Origin of the sequence: Lederbergia citrea, assembly GCF_018343525.1 — a bacterium.
GTDB lineage: Bacteria > Bacillota > Bacilli > Bacillales > Bacillaceae_C > Lederbergia > Lederbergia citrea.
The window spans coordinates 172,912-196,024 of sequence record NZ_JAGYPH010000001.1 but is presented as its reverse complement, the minus strand read 5'-3'; the positions used below and the strand labels follow the sequence as shown (position 1 = coordinate 196,024).

At 40.8% G+C, this 23,113-nt stretch carries 28 protein-coding genes and 2 other annotated features; of the genes, 5 read left to right on the top strand and 23 right to left on the bottom strand.

What is annotated here, in order from left to right; translation table 11 throughout:
- Positions 1 to 2: 2 nt before the first annotated feature.
- A complete protein-coding gene (gene zapA, locus KHA88_RS01010; RefSeq protein WP_213121286.1) occupies positions 3 to 263 on the bottom strand; it encodes a cell division protein ZapA in 261 nt (86 codons plus the stop codon).
- Positions 264 to 388: 125 nt separating this feature from the next.
- On the opposite strand from zapA, the gene KHA88_RS21100 reads away from it, so the two are divergent.
- Together KHA88_RS21100 and rnhC are read left to right on the top strand one after the other, a co-directional pair.
- Positions 389 to 517, top strand: coding sequence for a hypothetical protein (locus KHA88_RS21100; protein ID WP_283247376.1), 129 nt, complete (start codon positions 389 to 391; stop codon positions 515 to 517).
- Positions 518 to 583: 66 nt separating this feature from the next.
- Positions 584 to 1,513: a ribonuclease HIII gene (gene rnhC, locus KHA88_RS01005; protein ID WP_213121285.1), complete on the top strand. Its 930-nt coding sequence runs from the start codon at positions 584 to 586 to the stop codon at positions 1,511 to 1,513.
- A 36-nt stretch (positions 1,514 to 1,549) separates the two neighbouring features.
- Here rnhC and KHA88_RS20800 read toward each other — a convergent pair whose 3' ends face one another.
- The 6 genes from KHA88_RS20800 to KHA88_RS00980 form a co-directional block, all read right to left on the bottom strand.
- Complete coding sequence (locus KHA88_RS20800; RefSeq protein WP_249312848.1) at positions 1,550 to 2,206, bottom strand: PQQ-dependent sugar dehydrogenase; 657 nt, start codon at positions 2,204 to 2,206, stop codon at positions 1,550 to 1,552.
- Positions 2,154 to 2,654, bottom strand: coding sequence for a PQQ-dependent sugar dehydrogenase (locus KHA88_RS20795; protein WP_249312846.1), 501 nt, complete (start codon positions 2,652 to 2,654; stop codon positions 2,154 to 2,156). Before KHA88_RS20795 ends, KHA88_RS20800 begins: the two co-directional genes overlap by 53 nt.
- Positions 2,623 to 3,162, bottom strand: a complete 540-nt coding sequence (locus KHA88_RS00995; RefSeq protein ID WP_213097609.1) for a hypothetical protein — start codon at positions 3,160 to 3,162, stop codon at positions 2,623 to 2,625. Before KHA88_RS00995 ends, KHA88_RS20795 begins: the two co-directional genes overlap by 32 nt.
- Before the next feature lie 99 nt (positions 3,163 to 3,261).
- Positions 3,262 to 5,676, bottom strand: coding sequence for a phenylalanine--tRNA ligase subunit beta (pheT, locus tag KHA88_RS00990; protein WP_213097610.1), 2,415 nt, complete (start codon positions 5,674 to 5,676; stop codon positions 3,262 to 3,264).
- Between the two features lie 18 nt (positions 5,677 to 5,694).
- Positions 5,695 to 6,732 carry a phenylalanine--tRNA ligase subunit alpha gene (gene pheS, locus KHA88_RS00985; protein WP_213097611.1) on the bottom strand — a complete coding sequence of 346 codons (1,038 nt, stop codon included), beginning with the start codon at positions 6,730 to 6,732 and terminating at the stop codon, positions 5,695 to 5,697.
- A gap of 50 nt (positions 6,733 to 6,782) precedes the next feature.
- Positions 6,783 to 7,008: a binding site (T-box leader), on the bottom strand.
- Between the two features lie 48 nt (positions 7,009 to 7,056).
- On the bottom strand, positions 7,057 to 7,821 hold the full coding sequence (locus KHA88_RS00980; RefSeq protein WP_249308319.1) for a TrmH family RNA methyltransferase: 765 nt from the start codon (positions 7,819 to 7,821) through the stop codon (positions 7,057 to 7,059).
- A gap of 90 nt (positions 7,822 to 7,911) precedes the next feature.
- Between KHA88_RS00980 and sspI the strand changes: the two genes are divergently transcribed.
- Positions 7,912 to 8,118, top strand: a complete 207-nt coding sequence (gene sspI, locus KHA88_RS00975; RefSeq protein ID WP_213097612.1) for a small acid-soluble spore protein SspI — start codon at positions 7,912 to 7,914, stop codon at positions 8,116 to 8,118.
- 53 nt (positions 8,119 to 8,171) lie between these two features.
- Here sspI and KHA88_RS00970 read toward each other — a convergent pair whose 3' ends face one another.
- The 4 genes from KHA88_RS00970 to KHA88_RS00955 all read right to left on the bottom strand — a co-directional run bounded on the left by KHA88_RS00970 (position 8,172) and on the right by KHA88_RS00955 (position 11,841).
- Positions 8,172 to 9,152 (bottom strand): methyltransferase, encoded by a 981-nt coding sequence (locus KHA88_RS00970; RefSeq protein ID WP_213097613.1) that lies wholly within the window; start codon positions 9,150 to 9,152, stop codon positions 8,172 to 8,174.
- A 128-nt stretch (positions 9,153 to 9,280) separates the two neighbouring features.
- Complete coding sequence (locus KHA88_RS00965; protein ID WP_213097614.1) at positions 9,281 to 9,736, bottom strand: small multi-drug export protein; 456 nt, start codon at positions 9,734 to 9,736, stop codon at positions 9,281 to 9,283.
- Between the two features lie 107 nt (positions 9,737 to 9,843).
- Complete coding sequence (locus tag KHA88_RS00960) at positions 9,844 to 10,929, bottom strand: M42 family metallopeptidase (protein ID WP_213121284.1); 1,086 nt, start codon at positions 10,927 to 10,929, stop codon at positions 9,844 to 9,846.
- Positions 10,930 to 11,349: 420 nt separating this feature from the next.
- Positions 11,350 to 11,841: a dUTP diphosphatase gene (locus tag KHA88_RS00955; protein ID WP_213097616.1), complete on the bottom strand. Its 492-nt coding sequence runs from the start codon at positions 11,839 to 11,841 to the stop codon at positions 11,350 to 11,352.
- 95 nt (positions 11,842 to 11,936) lie between these two features.
- Here KHA88_RS00955 and KHA88_RS00950 point away from each other — a divergent pair, with 95 nt between their 5' ends.
- Entirely contained in the window at positions 11,937 to 12,326 is a 390-nt protein-coding gene (locus KHA88_RS00950; RefSeq protein WP_213097617.1) for a sigma-w pathway protein ysdB, read from the top strand.
- Positions 12,327 to 12,355: 29 nt separating this feature from the next.
- On the opposite strand, the gene KHA88_RS00945 is transcribed toward KHA88_RS00950, so the two are convergent.
- From KHA88_RS00945 to infC, 5 genes are all read right to left on the bottom strand, one after another.
- On the bottom strand, positions 12,356 to 12,931 hold the full coding sequence (locus KHA88_RS00945; protein WP_213097618.1) for a TVP38/TMEM64 family protein: 576 nt from the start codon (positions 12,929 to 12,931) through the stop codon (positions 12,356 to 12,358).
- Between the two features lie 48 nt (positions 12,932 to 12,979).
- A complete protein-coding gene (locus KHA88_RS00940) occupies positions 12,980 to 13,255 on the bottom strand; it encodes a DUF1294 domain-containing protein (protein ID WP_213097619.1) in 276 nt (91 codons plus the stop codon).
- 66 nt (positions 13,256 to 13,321) lie between these two features.
- On the bottom strand, positions 13,322 to 13,675 hold the full coding sequence (rplT, locus tag KHA88_RS00935) for a 50S ribosomal protein L20 (protein WP_213097620.1): 354 nt from the start codon (positions 13,673 to 13,675) through the stop codon (positions 13,322 to 13,324).
- Positions 13,676 to 13,707: 32 nt separating this feature from the next.
- Positions 13,708 to 13,908 carry a 50S ribosomal protein L35 gene (gene rpmI / locus KHA88_RS00930; RefSeq protein ID WP_213097621.1) on the bottom strand — a complete coding sequence of 67 codons (201 nt, stop codon included), beginning with the start codon at positions 13,906 to 13,908 and terminating at the stop codon, positions 13,708 to 13,710.
- A gap of 21 nt (positions 13,909 to 13,929) precedes the next feature.
- Positions 13,930 to 14,433, bottom strand: coding sequence for a translation initiation factor IF-3 (gene infC / locus KHA88_RS00925; RefSeq protein ID WP_213097622.1), 504 nt, complete (start codon positions 14,431 to 14,433; stop codon positions 13,930 to 13,932).
- Between the two features lie 422 nt (positions 14,434 to 14,855).
- On the opposite strand from infC, the gene KHA88_RS00920 reads away from it, so the two are divergent.
- Positions 14,856 to 15,422: a YusW family protein gene (locus KHA88_RS00920; RefSeq protein WP_213121283.1), complete on the top strand. Its 567-nt coding sequence runs from the start codon at positions 14,856 to 14,858 to the stop codon at positions 15,420 to 15,422.
- 45 nt (positions 15,423 to 15,467) lie between these two features.
- Here the strand turns inward: KHA88_RS00920 and thrS are convergent, their stop codons facing one another.
- The 7 genes from thrS to coaE all read right to left on the bottom strand — a co-directional run bounded on the left by thrS (position 15,468) and on the right by coaE (position 23,111).
- Positions 15,468 to 17,402 carry a threonine--tRNA ligase gene (gene thrS / locus KHA88_RS00915; protein WP_213097624.1) on the bottom strand — a complete coding sequence of 645 codons (1,935 nt, stop codon included), beginning with the start codon at positions 17,400 to 17,402 and terminating at the stop codon, positions 15,468 to 15,470.
- A gap of 48 nt (positions 17,403 to 17,450) precedes the next feature.
- Positions 17,451 to 17,683 (bottom strand) — a binding site (T-box leader).
- A gap of 45 nt (positions 17,684 to 17,728) precedes the next feature.
- On the bottom strand, positions 17,729 to 18,565 hold the full coding sequence (locus tag KHA88_RS00910) for a putative sporulation protein YtxC (protein WP_213097625.1): 837 nt from the start codon (positions 18,563 to 18,565) through the stop codon (positions 17,729 to 17,731).
- Positions 18,566 to 18,719: 154 nt separating this feature from the next.
- Positions 18,720 to 19,655, bottom strand: coding sequence for a primosomal protein DnaI (gene dnaI, locus KHA88_RS00905; RefSeq protein WP_213097626.1), 936 nt, complete (start codon positions 19,653 to 19,655; stop codon positions 18,720 to 18,722).
- On the bottom strand, positions 19,642 to 21,057 hold the full coding sequence (locus KHA88_RS00900; protein ID WP_213106727.1) for a replication initiation and membrane attachment family protein: 1,416 nt from the start codon (positions 21,055 to 21,057) through the stop codon (positions 19,642 to 19,644). Before KHA88_RS00900 ends, dnaI begins: the two co-directional genes overlap by 14 nt.
- A 16-nt stretch (positions 21,058 to 21,073) precedes the next feature.
- Positions 21,074 to 21,529 carry a transcriptional regulator NrdR gene (gene nrdR / locus KHA88_RS00895; protein ID WP_213097895.1) on the bottom strand — a complete coding sequence of 152 codons (456 nt, stop codon included), beginning with the start codon at positions 21,527 to 21,529 and terminating at the stop codon, positions 21,074 to 21,076.
- A gap of 292 nt (positions 21,530 to 21,821) precedes the next feature.
- A complete protein-coding gene (speD, locus tag KHA88_RS00890) occupies positions 21,822 to 22,196 on the bottom strand; it encodes an adenosylmethionine decarboxylase (protein WP_213097628.1) in 375 nt (124 codons plus the stop codon).
- A gap of 312 nt (positions 22,197 to 22,508) precedes the next feature.
- Positions 22,509 to 23,111 carry a dephospho-CoA kinase gene (gene coaE / locus KHA88_RS00885; protein ID WP_213121282.1) on the bottom strand — a complete coding sequence of 201 codons (603 nt, stop codon included), beginning with the start codon at positions 23,109 to 23,111 and terminating at the stop codon, positions 22,509 to 22,511.
- Between the last annotated feature and the right edge of the window lie 2 nt (positions 23,112 to 23,113).

The window sequence follows — 23,113 nt, the reverse complement described above, 5'->3', positions numbered from 1 at the left end:
TTTCAGTCCCTTAATCGTTTAAATTCTTTTTCAAGTTGGTCATACTGTTCTTGAAGTTTAATATAATCATGAACGGCATTGACGGCCGTCAACACTGCCAGTTTATCAGAATGAAGATTAGGATTCACAGAACTGATTTGGCGCATTTTCTCATCAACGATCATTGCCACTTGCATCATATGTTCTGTCGTCTCAGTGCCGGAAATGGTATACTGTTGTCCATAGATTACAACTGTTGTTCGAGTTTTTTTACCCTCAGCCAAACTATTTGCCCCCATTTCTTTCGAATCCTACTCTATATCATAACATGAAAGAAAAAAGATGGGAATAGAACAAAAGCAGAAGCGCCCGGTTAGCGACGTACAAACTTCGCCCACAGGATGTGGGTGTGTCGACGTTGCCACAGGACGTGGCGATTTTAGTCGACGATCCTTTTTATCGAGATAAAGGAAACACGGTGAGCCTAAAAGGCGAACCGATGTTGACTTATCGTAGGAAGAATCGTGAAGTTTGCTAGTCGCTGGGCGCTGGAGCTAGACGCACGCTACAAACAAATGTTTCTCAATAGAAAGGAAGTTTCTCTTTGGCCAATATTGTCATTCAAATCCGTCAATCTGATATTGAAAAAATGAAGAGCCATTATGAACCGTTCTTCACCGCAAAAACTCCGCCGGGAGGTGTTTTTTCCGCAAAGAAAAACGGCTGTACAATAACAGCGTATCGCTCAGGTAAAGTCATGTTTCAAGGAACAGGAAATGAAGCAGAGGCGAAAAAGTGGGGAAAACCTGCCGGAAAGGCCACTTCCTCTAAAGGCGGGAAATCATCGGGACTTCCGCTTCCGGCCGATATTTCAACACTCTCTGTCATCGGTTCCGATGAAGTTGGAAAAGGCGATTATTTTGGGCCAATGACCGTTGTCGCTGCCTATGTAAAAAAAGACCAAATTCCATTATTACAAGAGTTGGGGGTTAAAGATTCTAAAGATTTAACAGATCCGCAAATTGTGAAAATCGCGAAGGACCTACTTACTTTTCTTCCATATAGCTTGCTAAAGTTGCCTAATGAAAAATATAATCGCTTGCAATCTTCCGGAATGACGCAGGGAAAAATAACCGCCATTCTTCATAATCAAGCTTTAAATCATTTGCTTGGAAAAATTGCTCCCGAAAAACCCGAAGCCATTCTTGTCGATCAATTTGCGGAGGCAACTGTTTATTTCCGCCATTTACAAGGACAACAAGTAATTTGCCGAGAAAACGTCTTTTTCAGTACAAAAGCCGAAAGTATTCATCTTTCAGTAGCAGCTGCTTCTATTTTAGCAAGATATGCTTTTCTAAAAGCTTTTGATGATTTAAGTACAAAAGCTGGATTCACTCTTCCAAAAGGAGCAGGAGCAAAAGTCGATCAAGTTGCGGCAAGACTTATTAAAGAAAAAGGCGTTGCTGCCTTGAATGAATTTACTAAACTTCATTTTGCTAATACGGGTAAAGCGAAGAGAATAGCGGGGATCTAAAAAAAATAGGTTGTTTCTCAAATCATGAGACACAACCTATTTCAATTCTATCTTTATATACCTATCGTCATTTTCCGCTGGGGTACCTCTGCCGTCCGTATTGTTTGTAACAAAATATAAAGCACCATCTTCAATGATCACATCGCGAATCCGCCCGTTTCCTTCTGAGAGAATGCTCACTTCCCCAATTTTCAAATCATACACCCTGACAGCCTCTCCCCGAAGTGAAGCAATATATAATTTTCCATCATGATAAGCCGTTCCGCTTGGTGCCCAGGTGTCGCCGTTCGTATGAAAAATCGGTGTTTCCATTCCGGTTTTCTTTTCATCTCCTTGAATTTTCGGCCAACCGTAATTTTTTCCAGGCTCAATCTTATTAATTTCATCATGTGCACTCTGGCCATGCTCTGTTGCGAACAATTGACCTTCCTCATTCCAGGCAAGACCTTGCGGATTGCGGTGGCCGTAGGAATAGATAAAGGACCCAGGAAATGGGTTGTCCGCAGGAATCGTTCCGTCAAGTTCAAGGCGTAATATTTTTCCTGATAAATGATCTAACTTTTGTGCCGACTCTGGTTTTGATGCATCCCCAGCAGTCACATAAAGCTTCCCATCAGGTCCGATTTTAATTCGGCCACCGTTATTTATGGATCTGTGAACCGGGAATCCCTTCCAACAGTAGAGCTGTTTCAATCCAGGCATCCTTTTCTTTTTTTATCCGGATGAGCCTATTGAAAACATTCCCATTTTCCTCGTATGTATGGTAAGCGAATGCTTCGACTTCTTTACCGGGGATAATTTCAATTCCCAGCAGTCCGCCTTCTCCACCGGTAAATAGCTTTTTATGAAACCTGACAGGTAATCGAATTTTCTCACCTGTTTTCTTGTTTACTGAGACTATTGTACCGTTCCTTTCACTTATATAAAAAACACGGCCTGCGTTTGTAATCGACCAAGGAACATCAAGCTTTTCTACAATCTGCTCTTCAACTCCACTCCCTGATGCAGGTTGTTCGGCAGGTGTAGGATTTTCTGAAACTTCCTCCTTGCCACCTTCTTTTCCTGAACATGCTGTCAATATGATAACTAGGAAGATAATCGCTAGCGAATTAGAATAAATACGTCTCAAACATTGGTTCATAATTTTCGCTCACCTTCTCCATCTCAGATAAAATTTCATCTAAATCCATGTTATACACATCAAGTCCATATAAATCCCATAGAAAATTATAGACTTCGGAAAAAGAAGCAATTTGACGAGCTGTTAAACGAGTATCACCATTGGACGCTTCCTTTATCTGATATAGTGAAGTATGAATGTTTTCCAAATTGGTTTCCATCTTTGCATTCGTGTCCTCAAAGTAATCAAACTCCAAACCGATTGCTTTCAATTCCAGATAGCTAGAAAAAATACGATCCGAGCCTTCTATTAATTGGTCAAGTTGACCTTTAGAAATCGTTTTCTTTTCTCTTATTTGATCAATTGGGACCTTATTATATATATCTTGAATCCCTAGCCTCATATTGTTCAAATAATGGGTCACTTTTTCAGGTGAAAACTCTTGTGTTGCTGATTTTCCATATACGGCCATTGCCCCTACGGCAATTAAAAAAACGAATAAATATAAGATTTGCCGGTTTTTCTTCATTAGTTATTTTCCTCCAAAATAAAATCCTTTACGTGTTAAGTATATCGTACTTTTTACTCCAACAAAAAACACGAGCTGTGCAGCCCGTGTTTTTCCTTTTTACCCTCTTAATTCCGCACCCGCTTTTTCTTTTACAGCAGCGAGTACTTTGTCATGCGCTCTTACCACTTCTTCATCCGTGAGTGTTTTTTCCGGATCAATATAGGTTAGTGAGAAGGCAATTGATTTTTTACCTTCTTCCATATGCTCACCTTCGTAAAGGTCAAACACATGAACAGCTTTCAGTAATTTGCCGCCTGCTTCATGAATAATTGTTTCAAGTGTTCCAGCAGTCACTTCTTTGTCGACTACGAGAGCAATGTCTCTTGAGATCGACGGGAAGCGAGGGATTGGAACGTATTGTAATTCAGGTAGATTATAATTGAACAATGCATCAGACTTGATTTCAAATACGTATGTTTCTTTCAAATCAAGTTGCTTTTGCACATGTGGATGTAATTGGCCAGCAAAGCCAATCACCTCTCCTGAAAGTAAGATTTCGGCCGTACGCCCCGGATGCAAACCGTCCAGCTCTGCAGCTTGCCATTCAATCCCTTCACTTACGCCGAGCTTTTCAAATAATCCTTCCAAAATGCCTTTTGCCACGTAAAAATCAACCGGCTTTTTCTCGCCTTGCCATTCATTCGCGACCCACATTCCTGTCATTGCACCGGCAATATGTTCACGTTCATCTGGCTGGGCATCATGGCCTTCGTTCAGGAAAACCGAGCCAATTTCATATAAAGCAATCGAATCATGCCGACGAGCTAAGTTATACGAAACAACTTCTAGTAACTGCGGCACAATACTCAGTCTTAGACGGCTGCGCTCTTCACTCATTGGCATCGCGAGTTTAACTGGCTCCCTCTTTTCAATCGCAAAACTATTTGCCTTTTCTTCTGAAGTAAGCGAGTAGCTGATGGCCTGATACAATCCCGCACCTTCTAAAAAGCCTTTTGCTGTTCGGCGCTTTTCTTGAACTGCGCTTAACCCACCCGGTGTTGCAGCACCTTTTGGCAATGTTTTAGGAATATTATCGTATCCGTAAAGGCGAGCTACTTCTTCAATCAAGTCTTCTTCGATTGTAATATCACCGCGACGAGTCGGAGCTGTTACAGTAAAAGTGCCTTCTTCTACTGTCACGTCAAATTTCAGTCGATTAAAAATCTCTACTACTTCAGTTTCGGTAATTTCCGTTCCGAGAACACGGTTAATTTTTTCAAGCGAAATAGAAACAACTGCTGGTTCCATTGTTAAATGATCTGCTTCAACGAGACCTTGAAGCACTTCACCGCCTGCATATTTCGCGATCAATTGAGCTGCTCTTTCAGCTGCTGGGCGTACCCTTTCCGGGTCTACCCCTTTTTCATAACGGCTACTTGCTTCACTGCGTAAGCCATGATGTTTCGATGTAGCTCGAATCGATCCGCCAGCAAAATAAGCAGATTCAAGTAAAATGGTCGTCGTATCATCGGTAACCTCAGAGTCAGCGCCACCCATTACACCAGCGAGCGCAACCGGAACAGTTCCATTTGTAATGACGAGCTGTTCAGATGTCAATGTCCGTTCTGCATCATCAAGCGTAGTGATTTTTTCACCTTCATGAGCTAGGCGTATCACTACTTCTTTTGATCCAAAACGGTCATAGTCAAATGCGTGAAGCGGCTGACCGTATTCAAGTAAAATATAGTTTGTTATATCGACAACATTATTATGCGGGCGAATGCCAGCAGACATGAGTCGCGTTTGCATCCAAAGTGGTGCTGGCCCAATCTTGACATCTTTAATCACCTTGGCCGTGTAAAGCGGGTTGTCTTCTGTTGCGTCTACTTTTACAGAAATATAGTCTGCCGCTTTTTCAGATGATGCTTCAGATGCGATTTCCGGTAGTTCCACTTCTTGACCAAGAATTGCGGCCGTTTCATATGCAACACCAAGCATGCTAAGAGCGTCTGCACGGTTTGGTGTTAAATCAAGTTCCAGCACTTCATCATCAAGGTTTAAAAGCTCAAGCGCATTTGCACCCACTTCTGTGTCAGCTGGGAAAACGTAAATGCCGTCCGCATATTCCTTCGGAACAAGTTTACCTTCAATACCAAGCTCCTGTAGTGAACAAATCATCCCGTTCGATTCCTCACCGCGTAGCTTTGCTTTTTTAATTTTAAAATTGCCTGGAAGTACTGCACCTACTGTTGCAACAGCTACTTTTTGCCCTTTCGCAACGTTTGGTGCACCGCAAATAATTTGCACTGGTTCGCTTTCGCCAATATGAACAAGACATTTATTCAACTTATCAGCTTCCGGATGTTTTTCGCACTCAAGTACATGGCCGACAACTACTCCTTTAACACCACTGCTAAGCTGCTCTACTCCATCAACTTCAATTCCACTTCTCGTAATTTTTTCTGCCAATTCTGCAGCTGTTACGCCATTAAGGTCCACGTATTCCTGCAGCCATTTATATGAAACAAGCATGTATTTTACCTCCCGAAATTATTCTTGTAACGCAAATTGTTGTAAAAACCGAATGTCATTCGTGTAGAAATGACGGATATCATCCACTCCGTATTTCAGCATTGCAATTCGTTCTGGTCCCATTCCAAATGCGAATCCTGTATATTTTTTTGAATCAAAACCAGCCATTTCAAGTACATTTGGATGCACCATACCCGCGCCCAAAATTTCGATCCAGCCAGTTTGTTTACAAACGCGGCAACCTTCGCCTCCACACATTTTACAAGATATATCCATTTCAACAGATGGCTCTGTAAAAGGGAAAAAGCTTGGGCGCAAACGAATTTCTCGGTCTTCACCAAACATTTTTTTCGCAAATACTTCGAGCGTACCTTTTAAGTCACCCATCGTAATGTTTTCGTCGATGACAAGTCCTTCAATTTGCGTAAACTGATGGGAATGCGTCGCATCATCATTATCGCGGCGGTATACTTTTCCGGGACAAATAATTTTAACCGGTCCTTTGCCTTCATGTTTTTCCATTGTTCGTGCTTGAACAGGTGATGTATGAGTACGAAGTAAAATTTCCTCGGTAATATAAAAAGAATCTTGCATATCACGCGCAGGATGCCCTTTGGGCAAATTCAACGCTTCGAAATTGTAATAATCCTTCTCTACTTCAGGCCCTTCAGCCACTTTATATCCCATACCAATGAATAAGTCTTCGATTTCTTCCACTATTTTTGTCAGTGGATGGCGACTGCCTGCTTTTACAGGTCTGCCTGGAAGTGTCACATCGATTGTTTCTGATTCAAGCTGTTTGCGGACAGCGGCATCTTCTAACTCGCTCTGCTTTTTCTCGATGGCTTCAGTGATGGTTTCTCTCACCACATTGACAAGAGCTCCCATTTTTGGCCGTTCTTCTGCCGACAATTTCCCCATTCCACGCAAGACCTCCGTGATAGGTCCTTTTTTTCCGAGATAGGCAACACGTACATCATTCAAAGCTTTTAAATCAGCTGCTTCGCTAATTTTCGCAAGTGCTTCTGTTTCCAGTTGTTTTAATTTCTGCTCCACTAAGTTTTCCTCCTTCAATTTTGACAAATAAAAAAAAGCCTCGGATCCCAAAAAGGGACGAGGCTTTAGTCGCGGTACCACCCTTATAAACATGTTGCCATGTTCACTTCATTGTCATAACGGCATATGCCGGAGCATCTTTATGATTTTTAAAAATCGGTCCCGATGCCGACTCGGGAGGTGAACTTCACCTAGATTCCACTAAAAGTGCTTACAGTCAAGGCACTTTCTTCCTGAAAGCTTTCTCCGGCTACTCTTCTCCGTCACAGTCATTCATATATTCAGATAATCACATTATAATCGTTTGTTCAGATGATTTCAAATCTATTTTCGTAAATGATAAAGAAGGATGCCAGCTGCGATGGCTACATTGAGTGATTCACTTTGTCCGTAGATGGGAATATAAAGGTTTTTATCTGTTTGTTCGAGTATTTCGGGTGAGACCCCGCTGCCTTCATTCCCAACAATTAATGCAAATGAATCAGAAGATGAAACTTCTTTATAAGGAACTGCATTTTCTAAAGCAGTTCCATAGATTGGAATCTCTGATCTTTTTAATTTTTCTATCCATTTATGCAAATTTCCTGTGTCAGTATGAATATGAAAATGACTGCCTTGGGCAGAACGGATAACTTTGGGATTGTATAAATCTCCAGTTCCTTCGCCGAAAATAACCGCGTCAATCCCCGCTGCATCCGCCGTTCTAATCATTGTTCCAATGTTTCCCGGATCTTGGACACCATCAAGCAGAAGAAAACGTTTATGAGTTGACATATCAACTTCCAGTGTTCGTTTACGGCAGACAGCAAACAATCCTTGCGCTGTCTGAGTGGCCGATATGACCTTGCTTATCTCAGAAGTAATTGTTGTAATGGAAGTGTCGTCTTTCAGTAACCAGCTTTCTGGAATCTCAATATCTTCTTGGATCATTAGCTCTATAATATCATTCGTTTTCAATGCTTCTTCAATAAGATGATCGCCTTCTATAATATATGTACCTGTTTGATCTCGGCCTTTTTTCAAGAGCTGTTTTTTCCATTCCTTTACCCTTGCGTTTTTCGTAGATTGAATATGTTCCACAGCTTTCATTTCCTTTCAAGAACATTCTTGTTCTATTATACATATTCCGGGCGAATTGCGAAAAGCTAACGAAGAATAATCTTGAAAAGGAGCGACTTTATGAACTTGAATCTAAGAAATGCCATTATCCACAATGTTTCCGGGAATAACCAGTCACAATTAAGAGATACCATTGTCGATGCGATCCAGCGTGGAGAAGAAAAAATGCTGCCTGGACTCGGAGTTTTATTTGAAGTCATTTGGCAGCATGCAGATGATCAAGAAAAAAGCATGATGCTAGAGACTTTGGAAGATGGATTAAAATAGTAAAGAGGAAATGAAAAACACATGGATTATAATCACCATGTGTTTTTTGATTTTTACACCGGACGACACTCTACTACGAACTGGCCAGATGGTTCGTACTCGGCTGACGTAACCTCCAGTCCGGCATCACCCGCCATTACTAGGAACTCGGACAAGGTGTTCGTCTTGCCACCTAGCAACACTTTGTCGATTGTCAGTTTGTGGGATACGTCATCTGCTGTTACACCACCGAGGATTACAATTCGGCCGTTCGGGCGGGCTGCTTCGGCGCAGCGCCGCAAGATTGCAGTTGTCTCCTGATCAGGCCAGTTACCTAGTACCTTCTTCAGCAAGTATAGATCCGCCCCCGTAGGCAAAGGATCGAAAAAGCTTTGCCCTACCGTTGTGACACGCTCGGCTACGCCAGCAGCCTGAAATATCTCTCCTGAGCGGGCGACGGTTCCCGGAAGATCAACCAATGTACCATGGATTTCTGGTCGTATCCGAAGGATCTCGGCCAGCATTGCTCCCGTACCACCGCCGACGTCAACAACGGTTTTTATAGACTCCCAGCCACCCGAGATTGGAAAATCCGGATCAGGGGTGCCATGTCCAGCCGGCCCCATGAGAGCATCGAAACTTTCCGCGACCTCCGGGTTGGCGGCAAGATCTTCCCAGAACGGACGGCCAAATAATTCGTGGTATCCGGAGTTGCCGGTCCGAACGTATGTAGGAAGTGTGCCCCATGCGTACGCCATCCTTCCTCCAATACCATTAAGGTCAGGACGTCTCGACGGGTCGAGCAAGCCCTCGGAAACCTCGTTCAATGCGAACACCCCGGGTCCCGTCTCCTCGAAGATGCCCTTATCGACGAGATAGCCAAGCACATTGTGCAAGGCATAGGCATCGCACTCGGCCGCTGAGGCAAGGTCATTGATTTCATTAGTTCCTGCAGCGATATGATCGGCGATCCTTAGTGTACCTACTAAGTGAAGGCACCACGGCGTACAAAGGTCACTTAGTTCTTCGAGATTAATAGATTTTTGCGCTTGCATAGACATCAACTCCAAAACATGATTTTATATGTATTTACACTATCATGAAAGCGTTTTAATTACTAGTTAATAGTAATGAAGACAATAAAAAAATGGGATAATTCATTTTAGAATATCCCAAAATTTGTTTATCCCATCATTGTCTTGAATGTTTCAATACCATAGTAGGCACCCACTCCAAAAACGACTGACCAGAGCACAAGACTAATGGTCATCCAAAGGAGTGTCCAATTTTTCGTCGCTCCGAGAGACATGCCCAAGAATGCAGAGATGTGGGTTCCAATTAAGAGAGGTCCTATGATCGCTAACCCGGGCAATCCATATTTATTCCAAATTTTCTTTGCACGTCTTTGCCGCTTATTGTCTTCTTTCATGATTCCTTTCTTTTTTACTAAATAAGCTTGGATTTTTTCGAATAAATATACAACAAGAATGATAGTGGATAGATTGCCAATAAAAGCAAGAATAACAACCAATAACGGTTGAAGGCCCCTTACAATTCCAAGTGGAATAACAGCTGCCATTTCAAACCAAGGAGTTGCTGCAAGTAAAAATACGACGATATATTCCCATAAAGTAGCCATGATGTTCTCCTTCAAAATGTTCTCCTTTGACAATACAGGAATTCCACGAAGAAGAAAAGAAAAAAGCTGGGATCCTCAGTTTTTCCTGAAGATCCCGGCTCTTTTTATTATTCGTACGTGATTTTATCGACTGTTTCTTTGTCGAGACGTTTCACGACTTCTGTGATCAATTTTACAGCATTTTCATAATCGTCACGGTGAAGAATTCCTGCATGTGAGTGAATATAGCGCGTTGCAATCGTGATTGCTAAAGAAGGGGCACCTTCTCCTGCTAAATGAACTGCTCCTGCATCAGTTCCTCCACCTGGAATTGCATCAAATTGATAAGGGATTTCTAATTCATCAGCAACAGAAATAACAAGCTCACGAAGACCTTTATGAGAAACCATTGACGCGTCATATAAAATGATTTGTGGTCCATCTCCCATTTTACCTTGGGCTTCCTTTTCGCTTACACCCGGTGTATCACCAGCGATGCCGACATCTACTGCAATAGATATATCAGGCTGAACTTTATTACCTGCTGTTTTCGCACCACGAAGACCGATTTCTTCCTGTACGGATCCAACGGAGTACACAACATTCGGATGGCTTTCACCTTTTAGATTTTTTAATACATCAATCGCAATCGCGCAACCGATTCGATTATCCCAAGCTTTTGCGAGGAGCATCTTCTCATTATTCATCACAGTGAAATCAAAGTAAGGAACTGCCATATCCCCTGGACGAACGCCCCATTCCTTTGCCTCATCGCGACTTGAAGCTCCGATATCAATGAACATATCTTTAATATCAACGGGTTTTTTTCGAGCTTCAGGAGATAAAATATGCGGTGGCTTGGATCCGATCACACCAGTTATATCACCTTTTGAAGTGACAACGGTTACACGCTGCGCCAACATAACTTGCGACCACCAGCCGCCCACCGTTTGAAAACGAAGGAATCCTTTGTCGTCGATTTGAGTAACCATGAAGCCCACTTCATCCAAATGACCTGTAATCATAACTTTTGGACCGTTTTCTTCACCTGTTTTTTTAGCTATCAAGCTTCCAAGACCATCTGTTTCCACTTCATCTGCCAATGGTGTTATGTATTTCTTCATTACTTCACGTGGTTCGTATTCATTTCCGGGAATTCCTTTTGCATCCGTTAATTCTTTAAGCATGGTCAACGTTTCATCTAACTTTGCCATTTAATACCCTCCTCTTTAAGAGCGTGTTCGCTCAACATCATTATAATAATAAACAATTGGAAAATACAAAAATTTGTATCATAAGGAATTCTTTTTGGTTATATCTAACCTTATAGATGATTCAGGATGACTGAGGTCGGCTCTTTTCGCTTAGTTCAGTCCTCTTGAACGCTTTTTAGGGGACTGAGATCAACTCTTTTCGTCGATGCCTGTCCTCTTGAACGCCTCAAAGGGACTGAGATCAACCCTTTTCGCCGATGCCTGTCCCCTTGAACGCCTCAAAGGGACTGAGATCAACTCTTTTCACCTATGCCTGTCCTCTTGAACGCCTCAAAGGGACTGAGATCATCTCTTTTCGCCTATGCCAGCCCCATAAACGAGGCATGAGAATGACCCGCGACAATCTCTATATCATGTTATCTAGTATCCTTCCTGCTGCCTTTTATAATTGACTTCGTTTTTCGCTTTATATGCTTGTTGTACATCATCGATTGAAAATCCTAGCGATTGTCCGAGAATAAAGTACTGGCGTAGAAGTTCCTCGTAAGTATCAGCAGATCGGCTTTGTCTAAGCTGGTCAACAAGATTATATATTTTCAAGAAACCTTGGACCACATCTTCGTTTCCTTCAGAAGAAACAATGGGGATGTCACGTTCTGAAAACCCGAGCTCTAACCCAATTGAAAGGATAAAGTGGATTCCGTCGACAAATTCTTCTAGAATTATATCTTGATCCGACGCAGGTTTTTTGCTCCAAAATTTAAAGCATCTAGTTTCATTGGCAAGTTCCCCCATTTCAACAAGCAGTGCCAGGAGTTTCCGTTCAACTAAGTCCGTATTTTGCAAATCATGCTCAATTTCAATGTACTGATCCAATTCTTGCTGCATGGCATACCATTCATGTAATGTCATTAGTAATCCCTCCTAAAAAAATTATAACAAATAATGAAACTTTTTGATTCCTTGACCGTATAGCTTGTTAGATTATTCGATTGGGAGGCATCATAATGATCATCCTGCTGAGAGTTGTGATTTTTGCATTTATCATTTATCTCATCTATAAGACAGTCAAGTTTATTTTGGACCCGAAAAGAAAACTTGAGGCCGCACATGAACAAAGAAAATATTATTTCTATGATACTCATGAAAATATAAGGAAAAATTTCCTTATCACGTATAATGGCGTTATGTTTGAGGGAGAAAAATATTTGGGCACTACCGACCGCTCATTTGAAGTTGTCTCTATTTTTGTCTGGCCGCGAAATACTGACTTGCTTCAAGGCTTGTCCTATGAAGATTTTGTTTTCATTGAAAATGAAATCAAACTCAGGTATCCAGATGCTGAGATTGACTGGAAAAGTCCGATTAAGGAATTGCTGAAGAAGAATAGGAATTAAGCATAAAAAACCCTTACAAAAGGGTTTTTTTAAGCCGAGCTTTTCGCAAAGAAATCTTCCCATTTAACGATTGCAATTTTTTCACGCATAACGTAAAACAGTATACAAAGTGAAATGATAATCACAATGGCGATACTAGGGGTAAAGTGTGTAATAAATTCTCCGAAGACAGTATAGAAAAAAACAAGGGGCAGATTCGTAACGATAGCCCCCTTCATGAATCCCCGAAAATCAGGCCTTCTTTCAAGGAGGCATATATTTAATAAATGATAGTGAAAAAAAGGAATGAGTCGCAACACGGCAATTTGCCCCACGGTCATTTTCGTGTAGCGACCGAACCATTTATATTTGATCCTCATTAATTTTGCATGTGTTCCAGGCATTTTTCCGATGCAAAAGTAAAAGAATGCCGAGAGCAAGAGCAAGCCTAGCATAGAATAAAGAATGCCTAGCAAGCTTCCGAATAGAATTCCTCCTGCCATACAGACCATAGCCACGGGAATAAAAATAAACTGTCTTACTAAATGAAAAGCGATAAACATAAAGGGCGCGAGTATTCCGGTACCTTCCATAAATGCAAGCATGATCAATAATTGCTCATCCACTATGATCACCCGCTTTCTTACTAACAGTTTATTTTTCGAGTTTGTATGTTATGACACACGGCCAAGCAGGAGGAAATAAATTACGATATCAATGACAGCAAGGACTGGAAACCCATATTTAAATGAAAAATGCTTTGTTTTATGGCGATACATCCGCATTCCGACGGTCATCCCGGGAGCTCCGCCTGCAAAAGCAGCGAGCCATAGATTTCTTTCACTAATTCGTCTTTTCCTCTTTTGTGCATATCTTTTATCGTTCCTCATCATTAGCAATCCAAGCACATTGATTGTAATACAATACCATATAACTAAAAATCTCGTCATACACGTTTCCCCCTTAATAGACGAAAAGCCATCCTCCTGATACTGGAGAATGGCTATTATTAATTCTTATAATGAAGCTTTTGCTTTATTAGCTAGTTCTGCAAATGCTTTTTCGTCAGCTACTGCAAGATCAGCAAGCATTTTGCGGTTTACTTCGATACCGGCTACTTTCAAACCGTACATTAGACGGCTGTAAGAAAGTCCGTTTAGGCGAGCTGCAGCGTTAATACGCGTAATCCATAGTTTACGGAAGTCGCGCTTCTTGTTGCGGCGATCGCGGTATGCATAGTTATAAGATTTCATTACTTGTTGCTTAGCTACTTTAAATAATCTATGTTTGGAACCATAATAACCTTTTGCTAATTTTAATACTTTTTTACGACGTCTGCGGGTTACTGTACCGCCTTTTACACGTGGCATATTATTTCCCTCCTAATTGGATCTCGTTCGTATTATTTCAAGTTGTCAAGCATATGGCGGATACGGCGGAAATCACCTTTTGATACCATTGCTGCTTTACGAAGTTTGCGTTTTTGCTTAGTTGTTTTATTTGCGAACAAGTGGCTTGTGTAGGCTTGTGAACGTTTAAGCTTACCAGAACCTGTTCTTTTGAAACGTTTTGCCGAGCCTCGGTGTGTCTTCATTTTTGGCATAGGGTTTTCCTCCTCAAAACATTACTTTTCAATTTTTGGTGCTAGAACTAAGAACATGCTTCGGCCGTCCATTTTCGGCTTTGATTCAACTGTCGCTACGTCATCGCACTCTTCTGCAAAGCGGGTTAGCACACGCTGTCCGATTTCTTTATGCGTAATGGCGCGGCCTCTAAAACGGATAGAAGCTTTTACTTTATCGCCTTTTTCAAGAAACTTGCGGCCATTGCGAAGTTTCGTATTGAAATCATGTTCATCAATAGTAGGACTCAATCGAACTTCCTTCACATTGATCACTTTTTGGTTTTTACGTGCTTCTTTTTCTTTCTTTTGCTGTTCAAAACGATGCTTTCCGTAATCCATGATTCGGGCTACTGGTGGTTTTGCGTTTGGTGCAACAAGGACGAGGTCAAGATTTACACGCGCAGCTATTTCAAGTGCTTCATTGCGGGATTTCACTCCCAGCTGCTCCCCATTATGATCAACTAGACGAAGTTCACGGGCACGGATGCCTTCATTTACCATCATATCTTTGCTAATAGTTAGCCACCTCCAAGGTTTTTTGAAGAATACAGTGTTTTTGGATAAAATCTAACTGCCTATAAATGGCATTGCCAGTTTGCTGCCTATAAATAAGCAATAAAAAAAGTGCAGGCGCACAAAGCAACCCGCACTCCATTAAAAACGAATAGTTTAAGAATGGCAATGAAATTAATAACCTGTCAACAGCTTAGAATGCGTCAATCAGGCGAGAAGCGGGCAGCTCCTTCTTCCACAAACGAGTATTCAATTCACCTTAGTTACTATATCATAAGCAATTTATTGTGTCAAATGTCGAATCCTGTTAACAACGCTTTTTATCATAACAAATCATTCTTCATAAAGCAATGGTTTTTTGAAAAATGTTTAATTCGCAGCTAGCGGGTAAAACTTTAAATATCAAGTATATATTGGAGGCAAAAATTATGAAGAAGATGATCTTCCCATTCCTCAGTCTTTCACTTGTTTTCGGACTTGCAGCCTGCTCGAACGATCCATCCATTGATAGTCATCCAAAGGAACAAGTAGTTCCGCCCCCACCGGGAAATGGAGAAAATCCACATACACCGGAGGATAAAAGTAAGGAGAATAGTGGCAACTTATCCGACGGCGGGAATGTTCAAGGGGACACAAATGCAGCAGAGAAAATGGCAGAGCTCAATTTTACCAAATTTAACTTAGAAGTTAGATACGGTCCTGATAAAGAATATGATTTCGATTATGAGGAGAAAAGTGCAAATGGAGATTACAAGGCAGAGCTTAACGATTCAATCCACGATAAAAAGCTCAAGGGAATGGAAGCTTTCAATGCCTTATATACTCAATTGAAAGGTTTAGGGTTTGAGACAAACACCTCTGAAAAAGAGGCTATCAATAAAATCCTTAATACATTTCAATTAGACCAAAATTACAATACCTTTGACTTGGAATATACTTTAAGAGACGGCACTACAGTTGATTTAGAAGATAAAAAATAAAGTTTACGAAGGTTCAGGCACCTCCTTAGTGGAGGTGCCTGATCTTTATTTTTGTTTTATATCCACTTCCGTTTTCAATTGCTCAAGGAATTCCTTAAAAGGAACTGTTTCTGATTTTTGTTCCCCGTATTTTCTTACGTTAACGGCCTCAGCAGTAATTTCATTATCGCCCACGACAACCATGTAAGGGATCTTCTGCATTTGCGCTTCTCTAATTTTATAACCGATTTTTTCATCACGCTTATCCAGTTCTACACGGAAACCGGCTGATTTCAATTGATCTGCCACTTGCTTTGCATAGTCAAAGTGAGCATCTGGAGAAACAGGAATCACCTGAACTTGAACAGGTGCGAGCCAAGTTGGGAAAGCTCCTTTATATTCTTCAATTAAGAAGGCAACGAAGCGCTCCATAGTAGAAACGACCCCACGGTGGATAACGACAGGACGATGCTGTTTTCCGTCTTCACCTACATATGTCAAATCGAATTTTTCTGGAAGAAGGAAGTCAAGCTGTACAGTGGAAAGAGTTTCTTCTTTTCCAAGTGCTGTCTTTACTTGTACGTCCAGCTTAGGGCCATAAAATGCCGCCTCACCATCGGCTTCGACATAATCAATCCCAAAGCTATCAACAGCTTCTTTTATCATGCTTTGAGCCTTGTTCCACATTTCATCGTCATCAAAATACTTCTCTTTATCCTCAGGATCCCGATAAGAAAGTCGGAAAGAGTAATCACTTATTTCAAAGTCTTTATATACTTCAATGATCAGTTGCACAACACGAATGAACTCTTCTTTAATCTGGTCTGGACGAACAAAAATATGGGCATCATTCAAAGTCATTCCGCGAACGCGTTGGAGGCCTGAAAGCGCACCGGACATTTCGTAACGATGCATCGTCCCAAGTTCGGCAATCCGAATTGGCAGTTCACGATAACTATGGATATCATTTTTGTAAACCATCATATGATGTGGACAATTCATCGGGCGTAGTACAAGTTGTTCATTGTCCATATCCATGACTGGGAACATATCATCTTGGTAGTGATCCCAGTGACCGCTTGTTTTATATAGTTCCACACTGCCCATTATAGGAGTGTATACGTGATCATAGCCGAGCTCTACTTCCTTATCGACGATATAACGTTCTATAGTTCGGCGGATTGTAGCACCTTTAGGGAGCCAAAGAGGTAGCCCCTGCCCGACTTTTTGTGAATTTGCAAACAGGCTTAGCTCTTTACCAAGTTTACGGTGATCGCGTTCCTTCGCTTCTTCCAGCATTTTTAAATGATTTTCCAGTGCATCCTTTTTAAAGAAAGCTGTACCGTAAATGCGTTGCAACATTTTATTTTTACTATCACCTCGCCAGTATGCACCAGCAATACTTAATAGCTTAAATTCTTTAATTTTCCCTGTAGATGGTACGTGAACGCCACGGCAAAGGTCAGCAAAATCAGCTTGCTCATAAATTGTCACCTTTTCGTCTGCAGGAATCGCATCGATCAGTTCTTGCTTGTATTGGTCTTCGGAAAACAGTTGCTTCGCTTCGTCACGTGTTACTTCTTTACGGACAATCTCAATGTTTTCGTTAATAATTTTCTTCATTTCTTTTTCAATAACCGGCAAATCTTCCGGTGTAATGGAATGTTCAAGGTCCATATCATAGTAAAATCCGCCTTCGATAACAGGACCGACCCCTAGTTTTACATCAGGGTATAGTCTTTTGATAGCCTGAGCCATCAAGTGAGCTGTGCTGTGACGCATAATCTCAAGCGCTTCTTCACTATCTGGAGTAATAATCTCGATGGATCCATCAATTTCTATTGGTCTTTTAAGATCGACCAATTCTCCGTTCAGTTTACCGGCAAGTGCCTTTTTCCTTAATCCCGGGCTAATGGATGCCGCAATATCTTCTGTTGTTGTACCTTTTGGAAACTCCTTTATAGAACCATCTGGAAAAGTAATTTTTACTTGTTCTGACATTTTCAACACTCCTTTATCATTTATAAAAAAACAAAAAACCCGCCCCTGGAAAGGGACGAGTTTAGCACACGTGGTTCCACCCTAGTTCTCTGCATGCATGAATGGATGCAGACTTTGGATTCATACTAACGGATATGGTCCGCCAATCATTACTGCGTAATAAGGTTCATGACTGGAGTTCAAAGGCGGTAAGCATTCAGTCCGTGTTGGGAAGCTCACAGCTTCATCTTCCCTCTCTGAGAACCGTAACAAAATACTCATGTCCTTATCAAAACTTGTTCAGAATTAGATTATGTACGTTATTATATATAGTAACAGAAGGAAAATCAAGGTTTATTAGTATAAGATTTTTTCAGTTCATGTAAATTGGCTGGTGACAAAATGGAAATTCGTTCTTCAAAAATATTGCGCAGCGTTCTGACCAGCGCTTGTTCTTCTTCGAATGTATAAAGATATATTTTTTCAGGAGCTATAGATAATAACGGTGCAATCACAGCAGAATCGACATAAATTGGATGATTGGCGAGCAATCGCTGATCTATAAGTTCTTTTAGATCATGATGCGCTATTTCCTGAACGTTTTCATCATAAAACATCGCAGTTTTATCCAAATAAATGTGTACCGTACTCAATCTTGGAGTCCGATTTTGCAAATAATCCCTTAACATGTTTACGAACATTTGGTATTCCTGTTCCATTTTATATTCATCAATCGCTATTTCAAGATATTTCCCGACATGCTCATAATAAGGCTTTAGCCGAAACCTTGAAAATGATTCAAATAAAACAGCTCCACCGAAACTTAGCAAATCTTTGACAGCTAAGCCGATTACCTGATTTTCGTTTATGTTACCTGCAAGTTCGGCTAGATCTTTCCGAACCCCAGCAAACATATCAGTGGCAATATCGATAATATGGCTGCGTTCATCTTCATTTTCATAATGGTATGTGTGGAGCAGTTTATCGTTTAGCCACTCATTTCTTTTTATTTCTTTAATAAAATAAGTCAATGCTTTTACATAACGATCGTTCTTCGCGTGATCAGTGCTGAATCTATACATAAACTGGCCCTGGTTCTCCATCAATGTTTCTCCTAAACCATTCGCAGTTAAAAAAAATTTCAGACGGATCGCATCTTTAATGGATGAGAAAATCAACTCCAAGCCCGTCCCCCCTTTTACTGCTTTGATACATATATATGAGGGCTTGGACGGACTAGACCAATGATTTATGCGAAATCATTATAGAAGTTAATGAGTTTACGGGGAATAGAGGAAATCGACTAATAGAAAAAACACCCGCAAAATTTACGGGTGCTTAGTTATGTCTTCGATTCGGACCATCAAGCCTGACCGGGATCGATAAATATTTGATGCGTTCCATAATCCTAGCCGCTTTCATTTTTTCCTCTTCCCCCCGCTGTGTATAGGTGAGGTGGTGTTCCAATCCTTTAAAATCGAAGTTTGAGGTGAAAAAAGTTGGCAGCTGTTCATGCATTCTGAATTGTAAAATGGAGCCAAGGATTTCATCTCTTGTCCAACTGGACATTGCTTCAGCCCCGATATCATCGAGCATAAGGATTCGTGCGTTTTTCACTGTTTCTAGTTTTTCATTCAGCGTTTGATCGCCAAGTGATTGTTTCATTTCACGTAAAAACTCCGGAACATATACAATAAGCGATGAAATCTCTTTTTCAGCAAGCTGATTGGCTATTGCTCCAAGTAAATAAGATTTTCCAACTCCGAAGCTTCCATATAAAAATAATCCTTTCATTGCGCTTCCAGGATCAAATGTGGAAGCAAACTGCTCAGCATATTCAAACGCATGGATTCTCCCTGGACTATCCAAAGAAAAGTCAGCAAATGAGGCTTGAAGTATTTCTCTCGGTACATAAATACTCTTGATCAACTTTTCCGTTTTTCGGCGCTCATCATGAATAATCTTCGAAGGACACGGACGATAATGAATTCCAATTGTATCCCTTTCAAGAACGAGGGTAGGCTCATACCCCTGCATCATGTTCACACAGTGCCCGAGATTCGGACAATCTTTACAATTTTTCGTTTGCGACATATATTCATATAGCTTCATTAAATTTTTTTCAATCATGCTATCTGTGATTCTATCTTGATTCGCTAACAAAAATGCTTGTATATCCGGATTTGTCAAAACTTCGGATTTTAAATGATCGTAACGCTGTCTAAAATCAGGCGATTTCGACAATCTACCAAGCGTTTTATTAATTCGCTCCATCTTTTTCACCTCCATTTTTCTGATATTTTCTTTGAATGGCTTCTAGTCGACGTCGCTTTTCTTCCAGTTCTGCCGAATTCTCTTGTTTAATTTGATTTTCTGGTTCCTCTTGCGATACAAACCAATCAGGTAATTTTTCTGTGCGAATTGGTTTTTTCCTGCGCTGATTTGTCTCTTTTTTCCCACTTGCCCACTCTTGGTACTGACGGTGTTCATTTTTTGCAAGTTCCATTGCAGATTTAACACTGTTTATTTTTTTACGGGACCAATGTGAGGCAATTTTCTCCAAATAGTTTTTGGATAGTTTCATGTCTGTTTTCAGCATGACATAATGAATCAAGACATTGGTTACACCTGGTTGCAGCTTTTGTTGAAACATAATATCTTCTACAGCTTGAAGGTCGGACTTAGCAGGCTCGGCCCCATCTGATAGGTCGATCAATAACTGTCTTGGAGAGGCAGTTTCCAAATAAGAAATGAGTTTCTCTTCCTTGGTTGTAGGCTTATTATCGATTTCCCGATGAACCATTGGCTGGTGACGGTCAACGAGTTGCGGAAGCCTGTCATTATTTTCCATCTGGTACCAATCACGCGCCGCTTTTCTAAGCTCATCAATATCAATTCCATGATCAGCTGTCAGGCTGGCAAGCACGATATTTTTCATCTCAATGGCATTAATCGAATAAAGGAAAGACAATTTTGCAATTGCCTCCTTGACTGGCGGAGAAAAAACTTTTCTCGGTACCATAATATCAGTCAGACCCGATAATAATAGATCAAAGTCAAAGTCGCTTCCGTCAATGTGGATATGTCCCGCCGCATGTCTTTGAAAAAAGTCTTGACCAGAATTTGGATGGCTTGCTTCATGCCCTTCATTATTTGCGAGAGAGCCTGTTCCATAAGATGTGAAAACATCTTGGAACGTACGCGTTACGTCAGTAAATTCATTAGTTTCTATCTTTTTATCAGTAAACGTTTTTTTCAATCTTAAAAAATGCGATTGCCCAAGTTTCTGATATAAATATATGTTTAACATACCGTCAGTAAAAAACTGCTCTGCTGAAAGCGGCGGCTGAAGTTCATAAACAAATGTCCTGATATCCATTTCATTTTTTATGTATGTTTTCAACAATCCGATACCTTCAAGCTTCAGTCGTGCATGATAAATATCTTCCAAATTGAGATCAAGCAAATTCATTAAATGATAATGATTCCACTCTTCTGACCATAGACGATTTTCTTCTACTTTATGCCAAAATGTCGTATATAAGCTTGTACAAATCGGTCCGATTAAAGGCTGATATAAAAAGGCAATAATCTTTTTATCATGATTCGTTAATAATCCATTCATTGTTACACTATAAGAATCTATTGGCTGAACTTCATTCCAATGCTGCTTCATGTCAAACACACTTTCATCAATCTTTTTTGATTAAATCTTTTAATTCATCTAAGAAGACATTAAGATCTTTGAATTGCCGATAGACGGATGCAAATCGTACGTAAGCTACTTCGTCGACTTTTGACAGTTTGTCCATAACCATTTCACCTATTTTGTCCGACTTTACTTCCGCTTGACCCAGATTACGCAATTCCCTTTCAATATCATGCGTAATTTTTTCAAGCTGCGCTAACGTTACAGGTCGTTTTTCACAAGCACGAATCAACCCGCGTAAAATTTTATCTCTACTAAATTCTTCACGGATTCCTTCTTTTTTAACAACAATAAGAGGAGTTTCCTCCACTCTCTCAAATGTGGTGAAGCGATATGAGCATTTCTCACACTCACGCCTTCTCCTTATTGACCTCACTTCATCGGCGGGTCTTGAATCTACTACTCGTGTGCCGTTATGTTGGCAGGACGGGCATTTCATCATATCAGCTCCGTTCAACGTGCTTTTAAACATTATACCTTATTTTTGGAGGAAAAGAAAAAAGCGCAAGCGCCTTGCGATGGAAGAACGGCTAAGCCCGCCACGTCCTGTGGCAACGCCGTTCTGACCCGCATCCTGCGGGCCTCCGACAAGCAAATGTTCTGAGACAAAAAAAGTCCGGTCTTGACTTTTATTGTCTAAAGGCTTATTTGACCTCGAGGGGCTAGGCGCTGGAGCTAGACGAAACAAAAAGAGCGTATGTCTCCATACACCCCTGTTTACATCTTATCAATTATTGAGCTTTTTTTTGTTTCAATTGGATGGGTCCCATACCACGCGGCATTTCAATCGTTTCTCTTATATCGGCGTCTAATGCTTCAGCGATATAGTTTGCAGCGATATTAGGATCTAAATCGCCACACGTATAAACATCAATGCTTGCATAGCCGTGCTCCGGGAAGCTGTGAATCGTCAAATGCGATTCAGAAATAATGACAACACCACTAACTCCTTGCGGCGCAAATTTATGAAAGGCAACTTCACGAATTTCAGCACCAGATTTCAGAGCAGCATCTACGAATATTTGCTCAATTAATGGCATGCTGTTCAATTTATCAACATTACAACCCCATAATTCAGAAATTACATGACGTCCGATTGTTTCCATTGATCGTTCCCCCTTGAACGTATTTTTTAGCGATCAGAATAACAAAGTACGTGTGCTTAAAAAGACCATTTTTTCCGGAATTTTTAAACAACCTTAGTAACTGCAACGGGGGAAAGTTAGTCCAATGAGGTCCTAACCCTTTAAGCAGTTATGTGAGCAAAAAATAAAAACTTAAAATTAACTCACGATTTAAAGTATACGGCCTATATATTTTTTTTGCAATAATAAATTTTAACTTTTGCATAGTATTTCCAGTATTATCGTGATAGACCAAAAAGCGAAAAAACTCCTGAAATGATCAGGAGTTTTTTCTTAAGGTTGTAAGTTCCATTTAATTAATAATGCCTCTACTTGTTGTTTCGTCTCACCAATTGTTCCGTTATTGTCTATTACTGCATCAGCAAGATCCACCTTATCTTGCAACGGGAGCTGGGAAGCAATTCGGGCTTTTGCTTCTGCTTCAGACAAACTGTTTCTTGACACAAGCCTTTTAAGCTGCACTTCTTCGTCCACATATACTAAGATAATCTTTTCAACTAAGTGGACAAGATTGCTTTCAAACAATAACGGAATATCGTAAATGATCGTCTGTTTCCCAGCAGCAATCGCCTCTTCCTTCCATTCATTCATACGGATCCGCACTGCTGGATGGACGATACTGTTTAACATTTCTCTTTTTTCTTTATCATGAAATATAATCGAACCGAGCTTTGATCTATCAATGGCACCATCAGCCAATAGGATGTCTTTTCCGAATACATTCACTAATTTTTTGTATGTGTCTTCACCCTGTTCTACAACCACGCGTGCAGCTAGGTCGGCGTCGACGATTGTAAACCCTTGATCCTCCAACATTTTCGAGACAGTGCTTTTACCACTTGCAATACCACCAGTAAGTCCTATGATTGATGCCATTT